The sequence below is a fragment of the Aeromonas sp. SrichE-2G genome (assembly GCF_017939565.1).
Lineage (GTDB): Bacteria > Pseudomonadota > Gammaproteobacteria > Enterobacterales > Aeromonadaceae > Aeromonas > Aeromonas taiwanensis.
Genome location: NZ_JAGKRG010000004.1, coordinates 1106951 through 1127154, shown reverse-complemented (window position 1 = coordinate 1127154; position 20204 = coordinate 1106951). Strand labels below are relative to the sequence as shown.

Below are 20204 nucleotides of genomic sequence, written 5' to 3'. Positions count from 1 at the left end.
CTGTTGAGTTTACAACAGGACGGGATACCCTGCTCAGCCGCGCTGGCTCAGGATGCCGTCAACCAGACCATAGGCCACGGCCTGCTCCGCCGACATGAAGTTGTCACGGTCGGTGTCGCGCTCGATGGTGGCCATGTCCTGACCGGTATGGAATGCCAGACGGTCGTTCAGGGTATTCTTGATCTTCAGGATCTCCTGGGCATGGATCTGGATGTCAGATGCCTGACCCTGGAAGCCGCCCAGCGGCTGGTGGATCATCACCCGGGCGTTGGGCAGGCAGAAACGCTTGCCCTTGGCGCCACCGGCCAGCAGGAAGGCCCCCATGGAGCAGGCCTGCCCCATGCAGACAGTGCTGACGTCCGGCTTGATGAACTGCATGGTGTCATAGATGGACATGCCCGCCGTCACGGCACCACCCGGGGAGTTGATGTAGATGCTGATGTCCTGATCCGGGTTCTCGGACTCCAGGAACAACAGTTGGGCCACCACCAGGTTCGCCATATGATCTTCCACCTGACCGGTCAGGAAGATCACCCGCTCTTTGAGCAGACGGGAATAGATGTCGTAGGAACGCTCCCCTTTCGCGGTTTGCTCTACCACCATAGGGATGAGCGCATTGCGTGGGGATTCAGTCACATCGTTATAGTTCTTGTACATAAGGCATTGTCCCTAAAATAAAATGGCCCGAGTGGAGATCACACGAGCCATTATACTTAACAGTTTTGACCTTAAGTCAAATGATCTTAGGCAGCGGCACCGGACTTGTTGATCACTTCGTCAAAGGCAACTTCTTTCTCGGTCACTTGCGCTTTGGACAGGATCAGGTCGATGGCTTGATCTTCGATGGCCAGGTTACGAACGCCATTCAGCATCTGTTCGTTCTGCTGGTAGTACTCGATCACTTCCTTCGGATCTTCGTAGGCAGTGGCCATGGACTCGATGATGCTGGTCACACGGGCGTCGTCAGCTTTGATCTCGTTGGTACGGATGACGTCACCCAGCAGCAGACCTACGCGTACACGACGCTCGGCCTGAGCCTGGAACAGCTCGGCAGGCAGTTCCGGCGCGTTGCCGCCCTGGAAGCCACCGAAACGCTGCAGAGCCTGCTGACGCAGGGTGTCGATTTCCTGGGCAACGGCAGCCTTCGGCAGATCGATCAGGTTGGCTTCAACCAGACCGTTCAGTACCTGCTCTTTCACGCTGTTTTTCAGGGCTTGAGCCAGTTCGCGCTCCATGTTTTTGCGCACTTCGGCCTTCAGCTCTTCAACGCTGCCGCTCTCGATGCCGAAACGCTTGACGAACTCTTCGGTCAGCTCGGGCAGGATCTGCTCTTCAACCTTGTGCAGCTTGGAGGCAAACTTGGCAGCCTTGCCCTTCAGGGCTTCGGCGTGGTAGTCGGCCGGGAAGGTCACGTCGATGGTGAACTCGTCGCCCGCTTTCTTGCCCAGGATGGCGTCTTCGAAGCCCGGGATCATGCGGCCAGCGCCCAGTTCCAGAGTGAAACCTTCAGCCTTGCCACCGTCGAACTCTTCACCGTCGATGGAACCGACGAAGTCCAGAGTCACGCGCATGCCATTGGCGGCAGCGGCGTCGGTTTCAGACCAGGTAGCGTGCTGCTTGCGCAGGGTGTCGATCATGTTGGCCAGATCGGCATCCTTGACGGAGGCAACCGGCTTCTCGACCTTGATGCTCTCCAGACCGGCAACTTCGAACTCCGGGTACACTTCGAAAGTGGCGGTGAATTCGAAGTCCTGACCTTCTTTGATCTCTTTCGGATCCATGGTCGGCGCACCGGCCGGGCTCAGTTTGTTCTCGATGATGGCCTTGATGAAGTTGTTCTGCATCATTTCATCGGCAACGCGGGCATGTGCCATGGCGCCGAACATCTTCTTGATGATGGCAACCGGAGCCTTGCCAGGACGGAAACCGTCGATGCGACGAGTCTTGGCCAGGCCATTCAATTCTTTACGCACGGCGGCGTCAACGGTAGCAGCCGGTACAGTGATGGTAAGACGGCGTTCCAGACCCTGGGTTGTCTCTACAGAAACTTGCATTCTTTTACCTCGTTCAACTCAGCACTGTGTGCTGACCCTTTATTGCCCCCGGGCAAGCCCGGAGTCTTCCTGTTTATAAAGACAACGACTGTCTTTGTGATGAGAAAATATGACGCGACATTATAGCGGCGTGCAGTGGTCGCGTCGAGCCGCACATCCCCCATCCGGGGCACAGACGGCACAATTTGCGCAAGACTCTCTCCTATATGGGGAGGCCTTGCACCGAGTTCAAGCATTGCATCCGCAATAATTTGCACTGGCTCACTTTTTTGTACGCCAAACCGGGCTTTTTCATCGCCATTACCCGCCAGGCCGTCCGTTCGCTGGTCTCCTGCGACCCAAATTGTCCACCAATTCGCCTGTGCCATTGCGTCCCCCGGCCCGGCTCGCTATGGTGACAGCCAATTTACGGTTCTGGAGTCCGCAACATGTCCTTTTTCCGCTTCTTGTTCAATTTGCTCTGGTTCGTCCTGGGAGGCGTCTTCATGGGACTCGCCTGGTGGCTGGCCGGTCTGCTCTGCTTCGTGTCGCTCATCGGGATCCCCTGGGGACGCGCCTGCTTCGTCATCGGCACCTTCACCTTCTTCCCGTTTGGCAAGCAGGCGGTGAGCCGCAAGGCCATGACGGGCCAGAGCGACATCGGCACCGGCACCCTGGGGCTGATTGGCAACATTCTCTGGTTTGTGCTGATCGGCGTCTGGCTCGCCATCGGCCACATCGCCTCGGCGCTGGCCTGTTTCGTCACCATCGTCGGCATCCCGTTCGGCATCCAGCACCTCAAGCTGGCCCTCATCAGCCTGGCCCCTATCGGCCAGATGATAGTGACCAACCAGGAGGCCGAATCGGGCCGCTATATCCGCTGAACAAGAATGCACACCCGGGCGATGCCAGGGATGTGAAAAAAGGGCAGACTAGGGTCTGCCCTTTTCATTGTCACCCGTTGAGGTCTTTCATGCTGCCCAGCCACTTCTTCGCCAACCTCGCCCGTATGCGGCTCATCTACCGCTGGCCGCTGATGCGCAACATCCAGCCCGAGAACATCGCCGAACACAGTTTGCAGGTGGCCATGGTGGCCCATGCTCTGGGGCTCATCAGCAACCGGCTGTTCGGTGGCCAGGTGGACGCCAACCAGGCCGCCGTCATGGCCCTCTACCACGACAGCAGCGAGGTGCTGACCGGCGATCTGCCCACCCCGGTCAAGTACTTCAATCCCGAGATTGCCCGCGAATACAAGAAGATTGAACTGGCCGCAGAGCAGCGCCTGCTGGGCATGCTGCCGGCGGAGCTGGTGGAGGACTTTCGCCCCCTGCTCGACTCCGGCGCCCAGGACGAGGGGCTGGCCCGCCTGGTGAAGGATGCGGACACCCTCTGCGCCTACACCAAGTGTCTGGAGGAGCTGAGCGTCGGCAACCGGGAGTTCGAACCGGCACGCAAGCGCCTCGAACAGATGCTGGCATCCCGGATGAACCCCGCCATGCGCTACTTCATCGATGTCTTCGTGGCCAGCTTCTCCCTGCCCCTGGACGAGCTGAACGCCCACTGACCCCCATCAATGCGAAGGGCCCGCCGGCATTGCCGACGGGCCCTTCTTTATTTGTCACCGTGAAGGTATCCGGATCAGTGTCCCAGCTCCCGGGAAGGCACCAGACCACTCGCCCGCCACGCGGGATAGAGGGTCGCTACCAGGCTCATCAGAATGGCCGCACTGGTGACGATGACCAGATCCTGCATGTGCAGCTCGGTGGGCAGGAAGTCGATGAAATAGATGTCCGGGTTCAGGAAACGATGGCCGATCACCCCTTCGATGGCGCTCAGGATCTGGGTCAGCTTGCTGGAGAGCAGGCCGCCGAGCAGGGCGCCGAGCAGCGCCCCCGCCACCCCGTTCACCATCCCCTGAATGACGAAGGTGAGCCGGATCTGGCCCGGGCTCGCCCCCATGGTCTTGAGGATGGCGATTTCGCTGCGCTTCTCGTTCACCGCCATCACCAGGGTGGAGACGATGTTGAAGCAGGCCACCGCCACCACCATCAGCATCACCACGTACATGACGGTTCGCACCATCTGGATATCCTGATAGAGGTAGCCCTGACGGCTCATCCAGCTGCTGATGTAGACGTAGTGCGGGAACTTCTGGGCGGCAGCCACCGTGATGGACTGGGCCTTGAGCACGTCGTTCACCTTGAGGCTGAAGCCCTCCACGGCGCTGCCCATGCCGGTCATGGCCTGGGCGTCCGCCAGGTGCATGAAGCCCAGTACGCCATCCAGCTGACCGCCGATCTCGAGCAGCCCCACCACGGTGAGCGTCTCCCGCTTCGGATTCTTGATACCGGTGGCATCGCCGCCCTGGGGCAGCAACAACGCCACCGAGTCACCAATCTTGACTCCCAGCTTGTCGGCGATGGTCTTGCCGAGAATGAGGCCGTGCTCGCCTGCCTGCAACTCGCGCAGGCCGCGGCCCGTCATGTAGTTGCCCGCATCGGACAGGTTGGCTTCCAGCTCAGGCAATACGGCGCGCACCTGCGCCCCCTTGAGGGCGGAGCCGTGCTCCAGCAGGCCGTCCAGACGAATGACCGGAGCCGCGGCCACGACGCCCGGCTGGGCCAGCAGGTAGTCGCGCAGCCTCGGCCAGTCAGGCAGAGGGGCCTCCATGCCGATAAGCTCCCCGTGGGGCACCACGGAGAGCACCCGGTTCTTGAGCTCCCGCTCGAACCCGTTCATGGCGGAAAGCCCCAGGATCAGCGCCATCACCCCGAGGGCAATGCCGATCAGGGAGGAGGCCGAGATAAAGGCGATGAAACCGTTGCGACGGCGGGAGCGACTGTAACGCAGGCCCAGGAACAGGGGCAGCGGCTTGAACATCAGGCGACCTCCGCCATGATGCCGCTCACCAGCGTCACCCGGCGGTGCAGTTTGGCAGCCAGGCTCAAGTCATGGGTCACCACCACGAATGCGGTGCCGAGCTCGCGATTGAGCTCGCACAGGAGTTCGTACACGGCGGTGGCGCTGGCGTGGTCCAGGTTGCCGGTGGGTTCGTCCGCCAGCACCAGGCTGGGTTCGTTGACCAGGGCTCGGGCGATAGCCACCCGCTGGCGCTCACCGCCGGAGAGCTCGGAAGGGCGATGATGGAGGCGGTGAGAGAGCCCCACCCGTCCCAGCATCCGGCTCGCCTTCTCGGTGGCGACGGCCACCGACTCACCGGCGATCAGCAGCGGCATGGCGGCGTTCTCCAGCGCGCTGAACTCGGAGAGCAGGTGGTGGAACTGGTAGACGAACCCCAGCTCCCGGTTGCGGAACCTGGCCTGGGTACGGCTGTCCCAGCCATGGATATCCTGCCCCTTGAACAGCACGGTGCCGCTGGAGGGGTTGTCGAGCGCCCCCATCAGGTGCAGCAGGGTGGTCTTGCCCGAACCCGAGCTACCCACCACCGCCAGCATCTCCCCCGGGGCGACGGACAGGTCGATCCCCTTGAGCACCTGGGTCTCCAGATTGCCTTCCTTGTAGACATGGTTGAGGGCCTGGCAGCGCAGCAGCGCCTCGCAGGACTGGGGTTGATTCATACAGGAGGCTCCACTTGCACCAGAAACTACGCCGGTAATCACACCGGATGTCACAACAGAAGATGAATGATTCACAGCACTACTCATACCGTAATGCCTCGGCCGGTTTGACCCGGGCAGCGCGGGCCGCCGGATAGAGGGTGGCACTGAAGCTCAGCAGCACGGCCCCCAGCAAGATGGTCACCACCTGGGCAGGCTCGACAGTGACTGGCAGACCTGCGCCACCGGCCGCCATATAGAGGTTGAGCCCCACCGCGTCGAGCAGGGGGTTGAGGCCGAAGCAGAGCGCCAGCCCCGCCATAGCGCCAAACAGGGCGCCGATGACGCCACTCGACGCCCCCAGCACCATGAAGATCTTGACGATGCCGGATTCACTCATGCCCATGGTGCGCAGGATGGCCACCTCCCCCTCTTTATCGGTAACCACCATCACCAGGGCGGAGAGGATGTTGAAGGTGGCGACCGCGATGATCAGCACCAGCATCAACCCCATCATCCGCTTCTCCATGGCCACCGCCTGGAACAGCTCGCCGCGCTCGCGGCGCCAGTCCTGCCACTCCAGACCGTCGGGGAGAGCTGTCTTGATCACCTCGTCGGCGGCGAAGGGATCGTCCAGCCAAAGGCGAATGCCCCCCACCTTGTCATCGGTCAGGCGCAGCATGCGCTGGGCATCGCCCAGGGCGATGAGTGCAACCTGGCTGTCCACGTCGGCACCGACCCCGAAGATGCCGGAGACGGTGAAGAGGCGCTGAGCCGGGACCCGGCCAAACGGCGTGAAGCGGGTGCCTTCGGTCAGGATGAGACGTACCTGGTCGCCAATGGAAACCTTGAGCCGGCTCGCCACCCCCTGCCCCAACACGATGTGGTATTCACCGCGCTGCAGGCTGTCCAGGCGCCCCCCCAGCATCTGGGCGTGCAGGATGTCATCCTTGGGCCAGCGAGCAGGATCGATCCCCTGTACGTTCACCCCGGTCAGCTGGCCGGGGCTTTGCAGCATGCCTTCACTGTCGAGCATGGGGGCCGTGGCCACCACGTGGGGCAAGCGGGCCAGATCGGGCAGGCCCTCTGGCTCGGCCTCGATGCGCCCGGCCTGATTGGTCACCACCACATGGGGGATCACCCCGAGGATCCGCCCCTTGAGCTGCCCCTCGAACCCGTTCATGACCGAGATGACCACCATCAGGGCGGCGACCCCGATGGCGATGCCAAAGGTGGAAAACAGGGAGATAAAGGAGACGAAGCGGTTACTGCGTCGCGAGCCTGCGTAACGCAGGCCGATGGCCAGCGACAGTGGCTGAAAAAGTCCAGTCTTCAAGGATATCTACGTTGCCAACGAAATAAGATACCGGATAATAAAGGCAAACAGACTATGACAACAAGGGATAGCCTCCATGCAGGAACAGTTCTTCAGCGTCACCCATGCCATGCCGGTCAATGTGATCCCCATGCCGGCCGACTTTCATCTGCCGACGCTGGAAGCCCTGGAGGCCGAGTTGCCCGAGCCCTTTCGCATCGCCTCTGCCATCACCTCCATCGATCTGGTGAGCAGCCGGCTGATCCGTAACCAGAACGAGTCCATGCACGATCTGGTGGAGATCATCAACCAGCAGTCCCGCAAGATCGACATGATCATGGGCTATGTGCTGGCGGCCCAGGATCACCCCGAGCATCGCTTCCACACCCTGCGCTTTGGCGCCGGTCAACTCACCTACCTGCACCCTCGCCAGGGTCACGGGGAGCCGCCTGCACTGCACCAGATAGTGCGGCTCAAGATCTTCCTGCGGGAAGAGGCCTCGGCCGTCTACTGCTATGGGGAGGTCAAGCAGCGGGAGGCCGGGGAGCACGGCACTCACGTGGTGCTCGACTATGTGCGGATCCGCGAGGATGACCGGGAGCTGCTGGTGCGCGCCAGCCTCCATGTGCAATCGAAGCAGCTCAAGCTGCGTGCCCAGGAACGCCAACGCTAACCACCCCCACGTCAACGCCAACTGAACGCCAACATTTAAAAGAATGCCATGATGCCAATGACACTCCCCGCCTTGCCCGCCAAAGCGGGCCAGAAGTTAACGTTCGGCCAGCTGGTCGGCAGCAGCCTGGCACTGGTTGCCGCCCGCCTCACCCGGGAGGCGGACAGACCCGTCCTGCTGGTGACTGCCGATACCCCGAGCGCCCTGCGCCTCGAACAGGAGCTCGGTTTCCTGCTGGCTGACCAGGATTGCCCCGTGCTGCTGTTCCCGGACTGGGAGACCCTGCCCTACGACAGCTTCTCCCCTCACCAGGACATCATCTCCCAGCGCCTCGAAACCCTCTATAAACTGCCGCAGATGCGCCGCGGTGTGCTCATCGTGCCCATCTCCACCCTGATGCTGCGCACGGCCCCCCAGGCCTATCTCGACAAGTACAGCCTGATGGTGAAAAGCGGCCAGCGCCTCAACCTGCAGCAGCTGCGCGGTCGCCTCGCCGAGGCGGGCTACGTGGCGGTGGAGCAGGTGCTGGAGCACGGCGAGTTCGCCGCCCGCGGCTCCCTGCTGGATCTCTTCCCCATGGGGAGCCGCCGTCCCTATCGCATCGACTTCTTCGACGACGAGGTGGACTCCATCCGCCCGTTCGACCCCGAGAGCCAGCGCTCCAGCGAACCGGTCAAGTCGGTGAGCCTGTTGCCTGCCCGGGAGTTTCCCACGGACGAGGGGGCCATCGAGCTGTTTCGCGGCCAGTTCCGCGAGCAGTTCGAGCTGTCGCGGGCCGAGGGCTCCATCTACCAGGAGGTGAGCAAGGGGCGCTGGCCCGCCGGCATCGAGTACTATCTGCCGCTCTTCTTCAGCCACACCGCCAGCCTGTTCGACTACCTGCCGGGCAACACCCTGCTGCTCACCGTGGGGGAGATCTACCCCGCGGCCCAGCGCTTCTGGAACGACATCGGCCAGCGCTATGAAGACAGACGCTGGGACAACACCCGGCCCCTGCTGCCCCCCCAGCAGATCTATCTGCCGGTGGAGGAGCTATTCGCCGCCCTCGGCCACTATGGCGCCGTGCGCCTGCAGGAGGCGGCTGGCGACGGTGGCGCGGGCCAGCATGATCTCCCCCTCGCCCCCCTGCCCGAACTGCAGCTCGACCACAGCAAGGAGCTACCCCTGCTGGCCCTCGACCAGTTCCTGCAAGGCTTTGCCGGGCGCACCCTGTTTGCGGTGGAGTCCGAGGGGCGGCGCGAGGGGCTCGGCGATCTGCTCGCGCGGATCGCGCTGCAACCCAGGGAGTTCCCCTCCCTCGAGGCCTTCCTCTCGAGCAACGTGCGCCACGGGATCCTGGTCTGCCCGCTCGAGCGCGGCTTCCTGCTGCAAGAGGCGGGGCAGGAGGCCCTCGCCCTCATCACCGAGAGCGAGCTGCTGGGCGGCAAGATCCGCAGCCGACGCACACGGGAGAAGAACAAGAACCTGAGCTCGGATGCGGTCATCCGAAACCTGGGCGAGCTGACCCAGGGCCAGCCGGTGGTGCACCTCGATCACGGGGTCGGCCGCTATCTGGGGCTCGAAACCATAGACGCGGGGGGCCTGCCCACCGAGTTTTTGACCCTGGAATATGCCGGTGGCGACAAGCTGTTCGTGCCGGTCACCAGCCTGCACCTGATCAGCCGCTACACAGGGTCCGACAATCCGCCCAGCCACAAGCTCGGCGGCGAGGCCTGGGTCAAGGCACGGCGCAAGGCGGCCGAGAAGGTGCGCGACGTGGCGGCCGAGCTGCTCGATGTCTACGCTCACCGCGCGGCCCGCGCCGGCTTTGCCTTCAAGCACGACCGGGAGGCCTATCGCCAGTTTGCCGCGGGCTTCCCGTTCGAGGAGACCGACGATCAGCTCAACGCCATCAACGCCGTGCTCGGCGACATGTGCCAGGCCAAGAGCATGGACCGGCTGGTGTGCGGCGACGTGGGCTTTGGCAAGACCGAAGTGGCGATGCGGGCGGCGTTTGTGGCCGTGCATGGCGGCAAGCAGGTGGCGGTGCTGGTGCCCACCACCCTCTTGGCCCAGCAGCACTATGACAACTTCCGCGACCGTTTCGCCAACTGGCCGGTGCGGGTGGAGGTGCTGAGCCGCTTCCGCTCCGCCAAGGAGCAGAGCGCGGTGATGAAGGAGATGGCCGAGGGCAAGGTGGACATCATCATCGGCACCCACAAGCTGCTCGGCGCCGATCTCACTTTCAAGGATCTGGGGCTGCTCATCGTCGACGAGGAGCACAGATTCGGGGTGCGCCAGAAGGAGAAGATCAAGGCGCTGCGGGCCGACGTGGATATCCTCACCCTCACCGCGACCCCCATTCCGCGTACCCTCAACATGGCCATGTCCGGCATGCGGGATCTCTCCATCATCGCCACCCCGCCCGCCAAGCGCCTGGCCATCAAGACCTTCGTGCGCCAGCACGAGCCGGCAGTGGTGCGCGAGGCGGTGCTGCGGGAATTGAAGCGTGGCGGCCAGGTCTACTACCTGCACAACGACGTGGAGAGCATCGAGAAGTGCGCGGCGGATCTTGCCGAGCTGGTGCCGGAGGCGCGCATCGGTATCGCCCACGGCCAGATGCGCGAGCGGGAGCTCGAGCGGGTGATGTCGGACTTCTACCACCAGCGCTTCAACCTGCTGGTGTGCACCACCATCATCGAGACCGGCATCGACGTGCCGAGCGCCAACACCATCATCATGGACAGGGCGGATCACCTGGGCCTGGCCCAGCTGCACCAGCTGCGGGGCCGGGTCGGTCGCTCCCACCATCAGGCCTATGCCTACCTGCTCACCCCCCATCCCAAGCTGATGACCAAGGACGCGGCCAAGCGGCTGGAGGCCATTGCGTCGCTCGAAGATCTCGGCGCCGGCTTTGCGCTCGCCACCCACGATCTGGAGATCCGCGGCGCGGGCGAGCTGCTGGGCGACGATCAGAGCGGACAGATCGAGTCGGTGGGCTTTACCCTCTACATGGAGATGCTGGAGCAGGCGGTGGAGGCGCTGAAACATGGCAAGGAGCCGTCGCTGGAGCAGCTCATGAGCCAGCACACCGAGGTGGAGCTGCGCCTGCCCGCCTTGCTCCCGGACGACTATATCCCGGACGTCAACATGCGGCTCTCCATGTACAAGCGCATCGCCAGTGCGGCGGACGAGCAGGAGCTGCGCGAACTCAAAGTGGAGCTCATCGACCGCTTCGGCCTCTTGCCAGAGCCGACCAAGACCTTGATGGAGCTGGCTGCCTTCCGCCAGCGCGCCACCGCCCTTGGCATTCGCCGGGTGGAGATGAGCGAGCGCGGCGGTTATCTGGACTTCACCCAGGAGACCCGCGTCAACCCGGCCTATCTGGTCAGGCTCCTCTCCGAGCAGCCGCGCATCTACAAGATGGATGGGCCGACCCGGCTGCGCTTCCAGGTGCCGACCCAGGAGCGGGCCATGCGCCTCAAACTGGTGGACAGCCTGCTGGCGGATCTCGCCCGCAACAGCCAGTGAGCTGACTGCTTGCCCAAATAAAAACGGGAGCCTTGATGGCTCCCGTTTTTTTACCTGAGCTTTATCATCCGTGGATCACGCCTGGCTGGCCGGATCCTCGTGAGCAGAGAACTCCCGCATGAAGGCCTCGGCGCGCTCCACCATCTTGGTGGATCCCACGAAATAGGGGGTGCGCTGGTGCAGGGCGGTAGGCTGGATATCCATGATCCGGCCGAAACCGTCGGAGGCCTTGCCCCCCGCCTGCTCCACCAGGAAGGCCATGGGGTTGCACTCGTAGAGCAGGCGCAGCTTGCCGTTCGGGGAGTTGGTGCCGGACGGATAGATGTAGATGCCGCCCTTGAGCAGGTTGCGGTGGAAGTCGGAGACCAGGGAGCCGATGTAACGGGAGGTGTATGGCCTGTGGGTCGCCTCGTCACGCTCCTGGCAATATTTCAGGTACTTCTTCACGCCATCCGGGAACTTGATGTAGTTGCCCTCGTTGATGGAGTAGATCTTGCCCTCTTCCGGGATGCGGATGTTCTCGTGGGAGAGGCAGAAGCAGCCGATGGAAGGGTCGTAGGTGAAGCCGTTGACCCCGAAGCCGGTGGTGTAGACCAGCATGGTGGAGGAGCCATAAACCACGTAACCGGCGGCCACCTGGCGGTTGCCCGGCTGCAGGAAGTCTTCCAGGGTGACGCCGGCCCCCGGCTTGCTGACCCGGCGATAGATGGAGAAGATGGTTCCGACCGAGACGTTGACGTCGATGTTGGAAGAGCCGTCGAGGGGGTCGATCAGTACCACGTATTTGGAGTGGCGGGAGAGCTCGGAATCGAAGGAGACGAAGTCCTCTTCCTCCTCGGAGGCCATGCCGCACACCTCGCCACGGGCTTCCAGCGCCGCCTTGAAGCGTTCATTGGCGTAGACATCCAGCTTCTGCTGCACTTCCCCCTGCACGTTTTCGGACCCGATGGAGCCGATAATGTCCGCCAGCCCCGCCTTGTTGATCTCCCGGTTCACCACCTTGGCGGCGAGGCGAATGGAGCTGAGCAAGGAGGTCAGCTCGCCAGTCGCGGTAGGATAGTCCGCCTGCTTTTTGACGATGAATTCGCCCATGGTGATCATGTTTCGCATTCTTGTTCCTTTAAGATCGTTTCCGTTGGCCGTTGAAAACGTTTGCAGATCTCGGCAAAAAAAGTGCCGATCTTCGGCAGCGTTGTTTTGTAACCTAATGTAACGCGTGTTTTTTGTTTTTGCAGCGAATTAAGGCGCTGTTTAAATCGCCAGAAAGCCCCTATGGAGCGGACTTTTCGGGCACCAAAAGAGGTCTCGAACGACATCTTTTGGCATCTTAATTCGTGGCAAGAAGACAACCCTGCCTCACCCGATGCCGTTCACCCCCATCCGGTCCTTTTCCCGTCCCCCCTGCCGGCACCCTCTTGAGATCTCGCCATCGATCCCGCACACTGACTCGGCTTTGGAAGCAAAAAAACATAAGGATATTCAATGAAAAGGACTCTCATTGCCGGCGCGATCACCGCCCTGCTCTCCCTGCCTGCCCTGGCCGCCCAGGTGCCTGAAGGCACCCAGCTGCTGCCCAGTGCCCAGCAAACCTTCGTCCGCAACATCGGCACCGAGCCCGCCTCCATCGATCCCCAGATGGTCGAAGAGAGTGCGGGCAGCGACATCGTCAACGATCTGTTCGAGGGGCTCTATACTCTGGATGGCAACGGCAAGCTGCAGGCGGCGGGGGCACTGGGCTACGAGCTCGACGCCAGCGGCACCGTCTACACCTTCAAGCTCAGACCCGATGCCAAATGGTCCAACGGCGAGCCGGTGACGGCGGCAGACTATGTCTATGGCTGGCAGCGGGCGGCAGACCCCAAGAACGCCTCCAACTACGCCTGGTTCATCGAGCTGACTGGCGTGCTCAACGCCGGCGACGTCATCCAGGGCAAGCAGAGCCCGGATGCCCTGGGGATCAAGGCGCTGGATGATCACACCCTGCAGATCACCCTCAAGGCCCCGGTTCCCTTCTTCCTGAAGACTCTCTCCCACTACACCACCTTCCCGGCCCCCAGGGCCACCATCGAGAAGTTTGGTCATGAGTGGGTCAAGCCCGGCAACATTGTCTCCAACGGCGCCTTCGCCCTCAAGGAGTGGACCCCGAACGAGCGCCTCATCGCCGAGCGCAATCCTCACTACTGGGACAACCAGCACACCGTGCTGAACAAGGTGGTCTATCTCGAGATCGTCTCAGATACCGCGGCCTACAACCGCTATCGTGCGAGCGAGCTGCACTACACCACCTATCCTCTGGAGCAGTATCAGCAGATCAAACGCCAGAGCCCGGATGAGCTGGTCAGCGCCCCCATGCTCGCCACCTACTACTACGTGTTCAACACCCAGCGCAAACCCTTCGACGATGTCAGGGTGCGCAAGGCGCTCTCCCTGGCCATCGACCGGGACACCATCACGGAGAAGATCCTGGGACAAGGGCAACTCTCAGCCTTCAGCCTGACTCCGCCGAGCGTCGACGGCTTTGAACTCAAGCGTCCGGCCAGCGAGCTGATGAGCAAGGAGGAGCGGATAAAGCAGGCCAAGGCACTGCTCGGCGAGGCGGGTTACGGCCCGGGCAAGCCGCTCGAGGTGGACATCCTCTACAACACCAACGAGGGGCACAAGAAGATAGCGCTCGCCATCTCCTCCATGTGGAAGCACAACCTGGGGGTCAAGGCCGAGCTCAACAACATGGAGTGGAAGACCATGGTGTCGGCCCTCAACGAAGGGGACTTCGGGGTGAGCCGCTACTCCTGGAACGGGGACTACAACGATGCCTCCACCTTCCTCGACATCATGACCTCCAGCAGCAGCGCCAACAGCGGCAAGTGGTTCAACAAGGAGTACGACGCCCTCCTGGCCAAGGCCCATGACGCCAAGGATCCGGCGGAACGCAACCGGCTCTATCAGCAAGCGGAGGTGCTGATCGACGAGGAGGCCCCCATCGCACCGGTCTACTTCTACGTGAAATCTCGCCTGCTCAAACCCAACGTCAAGGGCTACCCCTATCACAACCCGCAAGACCTGGTTTATGCCAAGGATCTCTATCTGACGGCGCAATAACCCGCGCCCCGGACAGCAAAAGACCGCCTTCGGGGCGGTCTTTTTTATCTCAATCCTCCTGACAGCTCGCCATCGCCAGCCTGGCCCGCCGGCGCACCACCACGGGCTTGACCAGCAACTGTGCCAGCAGAACCCCCATCAGGGTCATGCCGCCGCCGATGAGGTGATAGCTGGTGAGCCGCTCCCCGAGCCAGGTGATGGCGAGCGCCGCCGTCATCACCGGCAGCAGGTTCATGAAGATGGCGGTGCGGCTTGCCCCCAGCAGGGCGATACCCTGCATCCAGAGCCAGGGTGAGAGCGCCGACGTCGGGATCCCCGCATAGAGGATGAGCCAGAGGGCGCTGCCATCCGGCCAGTGCCCGTCCACCAGCAGATAGAAGGGGGTAAGAAACAGGAGGCTGCACAGCACCTGGCCATAGAGCATGGACCAGTTGTCGAGCCCCAGATCCCAACGCTTGAGCAGCACGCTGTAGAGCGCATAGGTGGCCGCCGAGAGCAGCATGTAGACGAAGCCGATGTGGATGCCCTGGGTCAGCAGACGGCTCGGATCCCCCTGCCCCAGCAAGATGGCCAGCCCCATGAGGGAGATGACGCCCCCCAGCAGGGCGCCCCAGGTGGGCCGCTCGCGTAGCAGCCAGATGCTGAGCAGCACCGTCATCAGCGGGGTCAGCCCCATCATCAGCCCGATCTCGGTCGCTCCCAGGGTCTGGGCCGCGTAATAGCCGAACGTCTGGTTGAGTACCATACCGAGCAGGGCCAGCGCCGCCAGCTTCGAAAAACCGGCCCGCAGTTTGCCACGCACCCGCCAGGCACGGCGCGCAAGAAACGGGGTCAGCACCAGGGCCGCCACCATCCAGCGCGACCAGGCCAGAGCCGCCGGAGAGAGTACGCCGACCGCCAGCTTGCTGACGATGCCATTGCCGGCCCAGATGGCCATGCAGGAGAAGGGAAACAGAAAGGCCAGAGGCATCGCGATATCCAGAGAAAGGAGGCGGGTATTTCGCGGGAGTATAGAGAGGCAAACGGGATAAGCAAGCACTCTGATGCGGGGGCGGCGATGTTGCGTCAACCCGGATGAAGGCGGCACTGCCGGCCTTCCCCAGGCTCATCAAACATCATGCCCGCACAGGGCGGGCATGATGGGGGAAAAGGGTCAAGCCAGGGTGGCTCAGGCAGCGTCCATATGGAGCCTCGAAATCAGTTCGTTGACCTCGAGCACCGTCTGGCGATGGGGAATGTCGGCTTGCAGTGGCATCATCAGCAAGCCCGACTGGAAGTCGAAGCGCCCCCTGCCATGGATGTAAATACGCCCCTTGAAGAAGGTTTTGACATGTTTTGCCACCATCAGTGGCAGGTACTTCTTGAATACTCTCATCGTTTGCAACCTCTTGCAGTTGTATCCGTATGACAGCAGCTTATGCGCAATAATTCCGTTAAATTTATATAAAAAACCGGAAAAATCGACTCTCTCTTCCCCAAAAAACCATCTTGTAACTTTTTATTAACTTTTAACGTATTGTATGCGGTCCTTCCAGCCAGAGCAAGGCCCCCTTGCCATCTTGCCACTCGATGCAGGCAAGACCGGAGGTGGCAAACATGGGCGCACCCGCAGCCGGGCAGAGGCTCTGCACCAGATACCCCACCAGCGGCAGATGGCTGACCATGAGGATGTTGTCGTGCTCCGCCGCCAGCGCGGTGAGGTAGCTCGCCACGAAGGCCGGATCGCCATAGGGCGTGATCTCGCCGCTCTCCTCGACCTTGCGGGCCTTGGGCAGCTCGGGCGAAATGGCCTGCCAGGTCTGTCTGGCACGCAGGTAGTTGCTGTGGATCACCAGGCTCAGGGAGCCTGTGAGTTGAGGAGCCAGCCAGCATGCCATATGGATGGACTCTTCGATGCCTTGTTCGGTCAGTGGACGCTGTTCATCAGTCTTTGCGTTCATGCCAGCCTGGCCATGACGCATGATGTAGATTTTCATTACAACCTCGCCCAGGGGGCCTGTTTAAATAGCGGGGGGATCTTACCCCGCCATGCCGGGGGAAACAATTGCGCTACCTCTCAGAAAAGGGTTTGCCTCGTGAGATAGCGGGGTCGATAATCATGTTTAAATTCAAATAAATTCACCGCGAGCCACGCCCCAATGAGCCCATATGCCAGTCCCAACGACCATCGGCAGTATCACTATCTGGAGCTGGCAAACCGGCTCAGGGTCTTGTTGATCTGCGATCCCCAGACCGACAAATCGGCCGCCTCCCTGGCCGTCAACACAGGTCACTTCGATGACCCGGTCGATCGCCAGGGCATGGCCCACTTCCTTGAGCATATGCTGTTCCTAGGTACTCGTACTTATCCCAAACCCGGCGAATATCAGCAATTCATGAGCCGCCACGGGGGGAGCAACAACGCCTGGACCGGCACCGAGTTCACCAACTTCTTCTTCGACATCGACAACGGCTTCTTCGAAGCGGGGCTCCATCGTTTCTCCCAGTTCTTCATCTGCCCCACCTTCGATCCCAAGTGGGTGGACAAGGAGCGCAACGCGGTCGACTCCGAATATCGCCTCAAGCTGCAGGATGACGTGCGCCGCAGCTATCAGGTGCACAAGGAGACGGTCAACCCGGCCCATCCCTTCTCCAAGTTCTCGGTCGGCAACCTGGACACCCTGGCGGATCTGCCGGGGCGGGATCTGCGCTCCGACCTTATTGCTTTCTACGAAACGCACTACAGTGCGGATCGCATGGCGCTGGTCATGATTTCGCCCGCCTCCATCGAGACCCAGCTGGCCTGGTGCGATCGCTTCTTCAGCACCATTCCGGATCGCCACCTCGGCCCCCCGGCCCTGTCGGCGCCCCTCTACCGGCTCGATGATCTCGGCATCCGCATCCAGATCAACCCGGTCAAGGAGACCCGCAAGCTGGCTCTGACCTTCCCGCTGCCCAGCGTGGATGCTCTGTACGACAAGAAGCCCCTCACCTTCCTGAGCCACCTCATCGGCTACGAAGGGGAAGGCAGCCTGCTCTCTCTGCTGAAAGCGAAGGGCTGGGTCAACCAGCTCGCCGCCGGCGGCGGCATCAGCGGGGCCAACTTCAAGGACTTTGGCGTGAGCTTCGGCCTGACGCCCCTCGGGCTTGACCATGTGGACGACATCATCGCCGCCCTGTTCGGCTATCTGAAACTCATCGAGCAGGATGGCGTCCAGGCCTGGCGCTATGACGAGAAGCGCAGCGTGCTGGAATCCGCCTTCCGCTTCCAGGAGCGGGGCCGGGCGCTGGATACCGCCTCGGGGCTGGTGCTCAACCTGTTCAGCTATGCGCCGGACGATCTGCTCCATGGCGACTACATGATGCGCGAGTTTGACGAGCCCCTCATCCGGCGCTTCCTCGCCAAGCTGACCCCCCACAATCTGAGGGTGACCATCCAGGCCCCGGAGGTGAGCACGGATCGCCTGGCCCGCTGGTATCAGACCCCGTACAGCGTCCAGACCATCACGGAGGCGGAGAAGATCCGCTGGCAGCAGAGCCAGCCTGATCCCGCCCTGCACCTGCCGGCGCCCAACCCCTTTATCAGCAGCCGTCTCGATGCCCGCCTGCCGGCACTGGCCGCCGACATGCCCGCCTGCCTCATCGACCGGCCCGGGTTCCGCCTCTGGCATCTGCACGAGCATCTGTTCGGCGTGCCCAAGGGCAGTCTCTACATCTCCATGGACAGCGAGCACGCGGTCAGGAGTCCGCGCCACATCGCCATGGCACGGCTCGCGGTGGAGCTGCTCACGGACCACCTCAATGCCCTCACCTACCCGGCCGAACTCGCCGGGCTCGGCTACCAGATCTATGCCCATCAGGGGGGCTTTACCATCAACCTCAGCGGCTTTGCCGACAAGCAGCCGCTGCTGCTCGACATGATCCTCGGCAACCGCACCCTGGGGTACCCGGATCCGGCCCGCTTCAGCGAGATCAAGGAGCAGCTCATCCGCAACTGGGAGAACCAGTCCAAGACCCGGCCCATCTCCCAGCTGTTCAACCAGCTCACCAGCCTGCTGCAGCCGAACAACCCGCCGTTCGAGCAGCTGCTGCGCCACCTGCGCACCGTCGAACTCGGCGAGATGCCCGCCTTCGTCTCCCAGCTCTTTGCCGAGGTACACATTGAAACCCTGGTGCACGGGGACTGGACGGCGGCCGAGGCCCTCGAGCTTGCATCCCTGCTGGAGCGCCACCTCGGCACCAGCAGCCAGCCCAGTGCGGAGACCCGCCGCCCCCTCATCTCCATTCAGGACAGGGGCACCCTGATTCGCGAGCAGGGATGCGAGCATGAAGACTCGGCGCTCCTGGTCTACTACCAGTCACGCACCACCCGGGCGCGGGATCTCGCCTGCTTCACCCTGGCCAACCACATCATGTCCTCCACCTTCTTCCACGAGCTGCGCACCCGCCAGCAGCTCGGTTACGTGGTGGGGGCCGGCAACCTGCCCCTCAACCGCCATCCCGGCCTCATCTTCTATATCCAGTCGCCAGTGGCGGGGCCGCAGATCCTGCTGGACGCGGTGGAGGAGTTCATCGACCTCTTCCCCCTGGCCATGCTGGAGTTCACCGAGCAGCAGTGGCAAGACAGCAAGGCGGGCCTGCAGGCCCAGCTGAGCGAGCGGGACGCCAACCTGCGCAGCCGCGGCCAGCGGCTCTGGGTCAGCATCGGCAACAAGGATCTGGGCTTCGATCAGCGGGAGCGGGTGTGCGAGGAGGTGGGCAGGCTGAGCCGCGCCGACCTGGTGCGCTTTATCACCCAGCTGAGATCGCGCACCTCGGATCGCCTGATCCTCTGCAGCTATGGTCTCGGCCACGAGCACGACGAGCGGATCACCGGCCAGTTCATCGACGATCCCAGGGCCTTCAGGCTCAACAGCGCCACCTTCGAGGCCTGAATCGGCCCCTTGTCCACTCTCCGTCCGGGGCCATCCGGGCAATAAAAAGCCGACCCCTGGGGGTCGGCTGGAAATACCATAAACAATTGCGACCAGAGCCGCCAAAAGTGAACATGAGCGTGAAAATCAGACACTGGGTTGATGGTCGGCCGGATGGTTCAAACCAGAGCGCATCGGTCGGCACCAGCAGTGATTGAGAAACAGCCTCATCTTAGGCACTCCCCTGATTTCCCACGTTGATCTATGTCAAAGGAGGTAAAAAAGGTCGCCTGCCCGCAACCTTTCTCCAACCTGGGGCCGGGCGTCTTCTCAACCCCGACGGATCAGGCGATAGGCCACTTCATCGAAATAGGAGAGCTGCCCGGCGAGCACCCTGGGGTGATCCAGCTCCGCCGCCCGCCCCAGCACTTCCACGCTGAAGTCGCGCTCGAACAGGGTGCGCACCTCCATCTCTCCCACCGAAAACGGCGGCTGTAGCTGTTGCTCCGGCTGGTACTCGAGAGTCACCAGCAGGACTTGCCCCCCCGCCTCCACGAGGCGGCTCATCAGGGCAGCATACTGGCGGCGCATCGCCGTCGGCAGGGCGATGAGGGCGGCCCTGTCATAGACCAGCCGATAGCGACGGCCAAGCTCCGGGGCGGCGAAAAAATCCCCCTGATAGATGCGAAGGTGTTCGTGCTGGTAGCACTGATAGGGACCCTGCTCGCTTGTCTCGGCACTCAGGCTGTTCTCGGCAAAAAACTGGGTGACGGCGAGCTCTGAGAGCTCGAAGCCGTCCACCGGATGCCCCTGCTCCCGAAGCCAGAGCATGTCGCGGGACTTGCCGCACAGGGGGACCAGCACGGGTTCATCCCCCTGCTGGGCCGACCACCAGGACTGCAGCCAGCGGTTGAAATCTGCCTGATGAAAGCCAATCCGGTTCTCTTTCCACTTCTGATGCCAAAACGCCGCTTCCATCCTCTTTCTCCCGTCATCTGCATTGATGCATCACTATCACAACTTCACCGGGGCGGTGCAAGCCCCGCGCCGTCCGTCCCCCACCCTTTTTGCAAGACACGCCGTGAGCGCCCTGGACGTGGCCCCGCAGTCTTGAAAGAGGTGACT

The 20204-nt window shown here is 62.3% G+C and carries 17 protein-coding genes; 6 read left to right on the top strand and 11 right to left on the bottom strand.

Going from position 1 to position 20204, the window contains the following annotated elements; translation table 11 throughout:
* Positions 1–33: 33 nt before the first annotated feature.
* Entirely contained in the window at positions 34–657 is a 624-nt protein-coding gene (gene clpP / locus J9885_RS07075) for an ATP-dependent Clp endopeptidase proteolytic subunit ClpP (protein ID WP_005324106.1), read from the bottom strand.
* Between the two features lie 86 nt (positions 658–743).
* Entirely contained in the window at positions 744–2054 is a 1311-nt protein-coding gene (tig, locus tag J9885_RS07070) for a trigger factor (protein WP_210548560.1), read from the bottom strand.
* A 428-nt stretch (positions 2055–2482) separates the two neighbouring features.
* On the opposite strand from tig, the gene J9885_RS07065 reads away from it, so the two are divergent.
* Both J9885_RS07065 and yfbR read left to right on the top strand, forming a co-directional pair.
* A complete protein-coding gene (locus J9885_RS07065; protein ID WP_043760972.1) occupies positions 2483–2917 on the top strand; it encodes a YccF domain-containing protein in 435 nt (144 codons plus the stop codon).
* A gap of 89 nt (positions 2918–3006) precedes the next feature.
* Positions 3007–3597: a 5'-deoxynucleotidase gene (gene yfbR, locus J9885_RS07060; RefSeq protein ID WP_134694948.1), complete on the top strand. Its 591-nt coding sequence runs from the start codon at positions 3007–3009 to the stop codon at positions 3595–3597.
* A gap of 74 nt (positions 3598–3671) precedes the next feature.
* Here yfbR and lolE read toward each other — a convergent pair whose 3' ends face one another.
* From lolE to J9885_RS07045, 3 genes are all read right to left on the bottom strand, one after another.
* Complete coding sequence (lolE, locus tag J9885_RS07055) at positions 3672–4913, bottom strand: lipoprotein-releasing ABC transporter permease subunit LolE (RefSeq protein ID WP_134694949.1); 1242 nt, start codon at positions 4911–4913, stop codon at positions 3672–3674.
* On the bottom strand, positions 4913–5611 hold the full coding sequence (gene lolD, locus J9885_RS07050) for a lipoprotein-releasing ABC transporter ATP-binding protein LolD (RefSeq protein WP_167576576.1): 699 nt from the start codon (positions 5609–5611) through the stop codon (positions 4913–4915). Before lolD ends, lolE begins: the two co-directional genes overlap by 1 nt.
* 79 nt (positions 5612–5690) lie before the next feature.
* On the bottom strand, positions 5691–6926 hold the full coding sequence (locus tag J9885_RS07045; protein ID WP_043760976.1) for a lipoprotein-releasing ABC transporter permease subunit: 1236 nt from the start codon (positions 6924–6926) through the stop codon (positions 5691–5693).
* A 76-nt stretch (positions 6927–7002) separates the two neighbouring features.
* Here J9885_RS07045 and J9885_RS07040 point away from each other — a divergent pair, with 76 nt between their 5' ends.
* Together J9885_RS07040 and mfd are read left to right on the top strand one after the other, a co-directional pair.
* Entirely contained in the window at positions 7003–7578 is a 576-nt protein-coding gene (locus J9885_RS07040) for a hypothetical protein (protein WP_043760977.1), read from the top strand.
* 48 nt (positions 7579–7626) lie between these two features.
* Positions 7627–11088 (top strand): transcription-repair coupling factor, encoded by a 3462-nt coding sequence (gene mfd / locus J9885_RS07035; protein ID WP_210548559.1) that lies wholly within the window; start codon positions 7627–7629, stop codon positions 11086–11088.
* Positions 11089–11163: 75 nt separating this feature from the next.
* On the opposite strand, the gene fbp is transcribed toward mfd, so the two are convergent.
* The gene (gene fbp, locus J9885_RS07030) at positions 11164–12198 is read right to left on the bottom strand and encodes a class 1 fructose-bisphosphatase (protein WP_043760979.1); all 1035 of its coding nucleotides are present in this window, start codon (positions 12196–12198) and stop codon (positions 11164–11166) included.
* Entirely contained in the window at positions 12186–12404 is a 219-nt protein-coding gene (locus tag J9885_RS07025) for a hypothetical protein (protein WP_210548558.1), read from the bottom strand. Before J9885_RS07025 ends, fbp begins: the two co-directional genes overlap by 13 nt.
* A 166-nt stretch (positions 12405–12570) precedes the next feature.
* On the opposite strand from J9885_RS07025, the gene J9885_RS07020 reads away from it, so the two are divergent.
* Positions 12571–14187 carry a peptide ABC transporter substrate-binding protein gene (locus tag J9885_RS07020; protein ID WP_043760980.1) on the top strand — a complete coding sequence of 539 codons (1617 nt, stop codon included), beginning with the start codon at positions 12571–12573 and terminating at the stop codon, positions 14185–14187.
* A gap of 49 nt (positions 14188–14236) precedes the next feature.
* On the opposite strand, the gene J9885_RS07015 is transcribed toward J9885_RS07020, so the two are convergent.
* The 3 genes from J9885_RS07015 to sixA form a co-directional block, all read right to left on the bottom strand.
* Positions 14237–15157 (bottom strand): DMT family transporter, encoded by a 921-nt coding sequence (locus J9885_RS07015; protein ID WP_043760981.1) that lies wholly within the window; start codon positions 15155–15157, stop codon positions 14237–14239.
* A gap of 198 nt (positions 15158–15355) precedes the next feature.
* Entirely contained in the window at positions 15356–15562 is a 207-nt protein-coding gene (locus tag J9885_RS07010) for a DUF1107 domain-containing protein (RefSeq protein ID WP_005324080.1), read from the bottom strand.
* 133 nt (positions 15563–15695) lie between these two features.
* Positions 15696–16163: a phosphohistidine phosphatase SixA gene (gene sixA / locus J9885_RS07005; RefSeq protein ID WP_043760982.1), complete on the bottom strand. Its 468-nt coding sequence runs from the start codon at positions 16161–16163 to the stop codon at positions 15696–15698.
* 162 nt (positions 16164–16325) lie between these two features.
* Between sixA and J9885_RS07000 the strand changes: the two genes are divergently transcribed.
* Complete coding sequence (locus J9885_RS07000; RefSeq protein WP_210548557.1) at positions 16326–19100, top strand: insulinase family protein; 2775 nt, start codon at positions 16326–16328, stop codon at positions 19098–19100.
* A 309-nt stretch (positions 19101–19409) separates the two neighbouring features.
* On the opposite strand, the gene J9885_RS06995 is transcribed toward J9885_RS07000, so the two are convergent.
* Positions 19410–20057 carry a thiopurine S-methyltransferase gene (locus J9885_RS06995; RefSeq protein WP_210548556.1) on the bottom strand — a complete coding sequence of 216 codons (648 nt, stop codon included), beginning with the start codon at positions 20055–20057 and terminating at the stop codon, positions 19410–19412.
* Between the last annotated feature and the right edge of the window lie 147 nt (positions 20058–20204).

What these genes read in the sequence shown, in the direction of transcription:
- clpP (WP_005324106.1), bottom strand. Translation starts at nt 657, where the DNA reads ATGTACAAGAACTATAACGATGTGACTGAATCCCCACGCAATGCGCTC.
- tig (WP_210548560.1), bottom strand. Translation starts at nt 2,054, where the DNA reads ATGCAAGTTTCTGTAGAGACAACCCAGGGTCTGGAACGCCGTCTTACC.
- J9885_RS07065 (WP_043760972.1), top strand. Translation starts at nt 2,483, where the DNA reads ATGTCCTTTTTCCGCTTCTTGTTCAATTTGCTCTGGTTCGTCCTGGGA.
- yfbR (WP_134694948.1), top strand. Translation starts at nt 3,007, where the DNA reads ATGCTGCCCAGCCACTTCTTCGCCAACCTCGCCCGTATGCGGCTCATC.
- lolE (WP_134694949.1), bottom strand. Translation starts at nt 4,913, where the DNA reads ATGTTCAAGCCGCTGCCCCTGTTCCTGGGCCTGCGTTACAGTCGCTCC.
- lolD (WP_167576576.1), bottom strand. Translation starts at nt 5,611, where the DNA reads ATGAATCAACCCCAGTCCTGCGAGGCGCTGCTGCGCTGCCAGGCCCTC.
- J9885_RS07040 (WP_043760977.1), top strand. Translation starts at nt 7,003, where the DNA reads ATGCAGGAACAGTTCTTCAGCGTCACCCATGCCATGCCGGTCAATGTG.
- mfd (WP_210548559.1), top strand. Translation starts at nt 7,627, where the DNA reads ATGATGCCAATGACACTCCCCGCCTTGCCCGCCAAAGCGGGCCAGAAG.
- fbp (WP_043760979.1), bottom strand. Translation starts at nt 12,198, where the DNA reads ATGCGAAACATGATCACCATGGGCGAATTCATCGTCAAAAAGCAGGCG.
- J9885_RS07025 (WP_210548558.1), bottom strand. Translation starts at nt 12,404, where the DNA reads ATGTCGTTCGAGACCTCTTTTGGTGCCCGAAAAGTCCGCTCCATAGGG.
- J9885_RS07020 (WP_043760980.1), top strand. Translation starts at nt 12,571, where the DNA reads ATGAAAAGGACTCTCATTGCCGGCGCGATCACCGCCCTGCTCTCCCTG.
- J9885_RS07015 (WP_043760981.1), bottom strand. Translation starts at nt 15,157, where the DNA reads ATGCCTCTGGCCTTTCTGTTTCCCTTCTCCTGCATGGCCATCTGGGCC.
- J9885_RS07010 (WP_005324080.1), bottom strand. Translation starts at nt 15,562, where the DNA reads ATGAGAGTATTCAAGAAGTACCTGCCACTGATGGTGGCAAAACATGTC.
- sixA (WP_043760982.1), bottom strand. Translation starts at nt 16,163, where the DNA reads ATGAAAATCTACATCATGCGTCATGGCCAGGCTGGCATGAACGCAAAG.
- J9885_RS07000 (WP_210548557.1), top strand. Translation starts at nt 16,326, where the DNA reads ATGAGCCCATATGCCAGTCCCAACGACCATCGGCAGTATCACTATCTG.
- J9885_RS06995 (WP_210548556.1), bottom strand. Translation starts at nt 20,057, where the DNA reads ATGGAAGCGGCGTTTTGGCATCAGAAGTGGAAAGAGAACCGGATTGGC.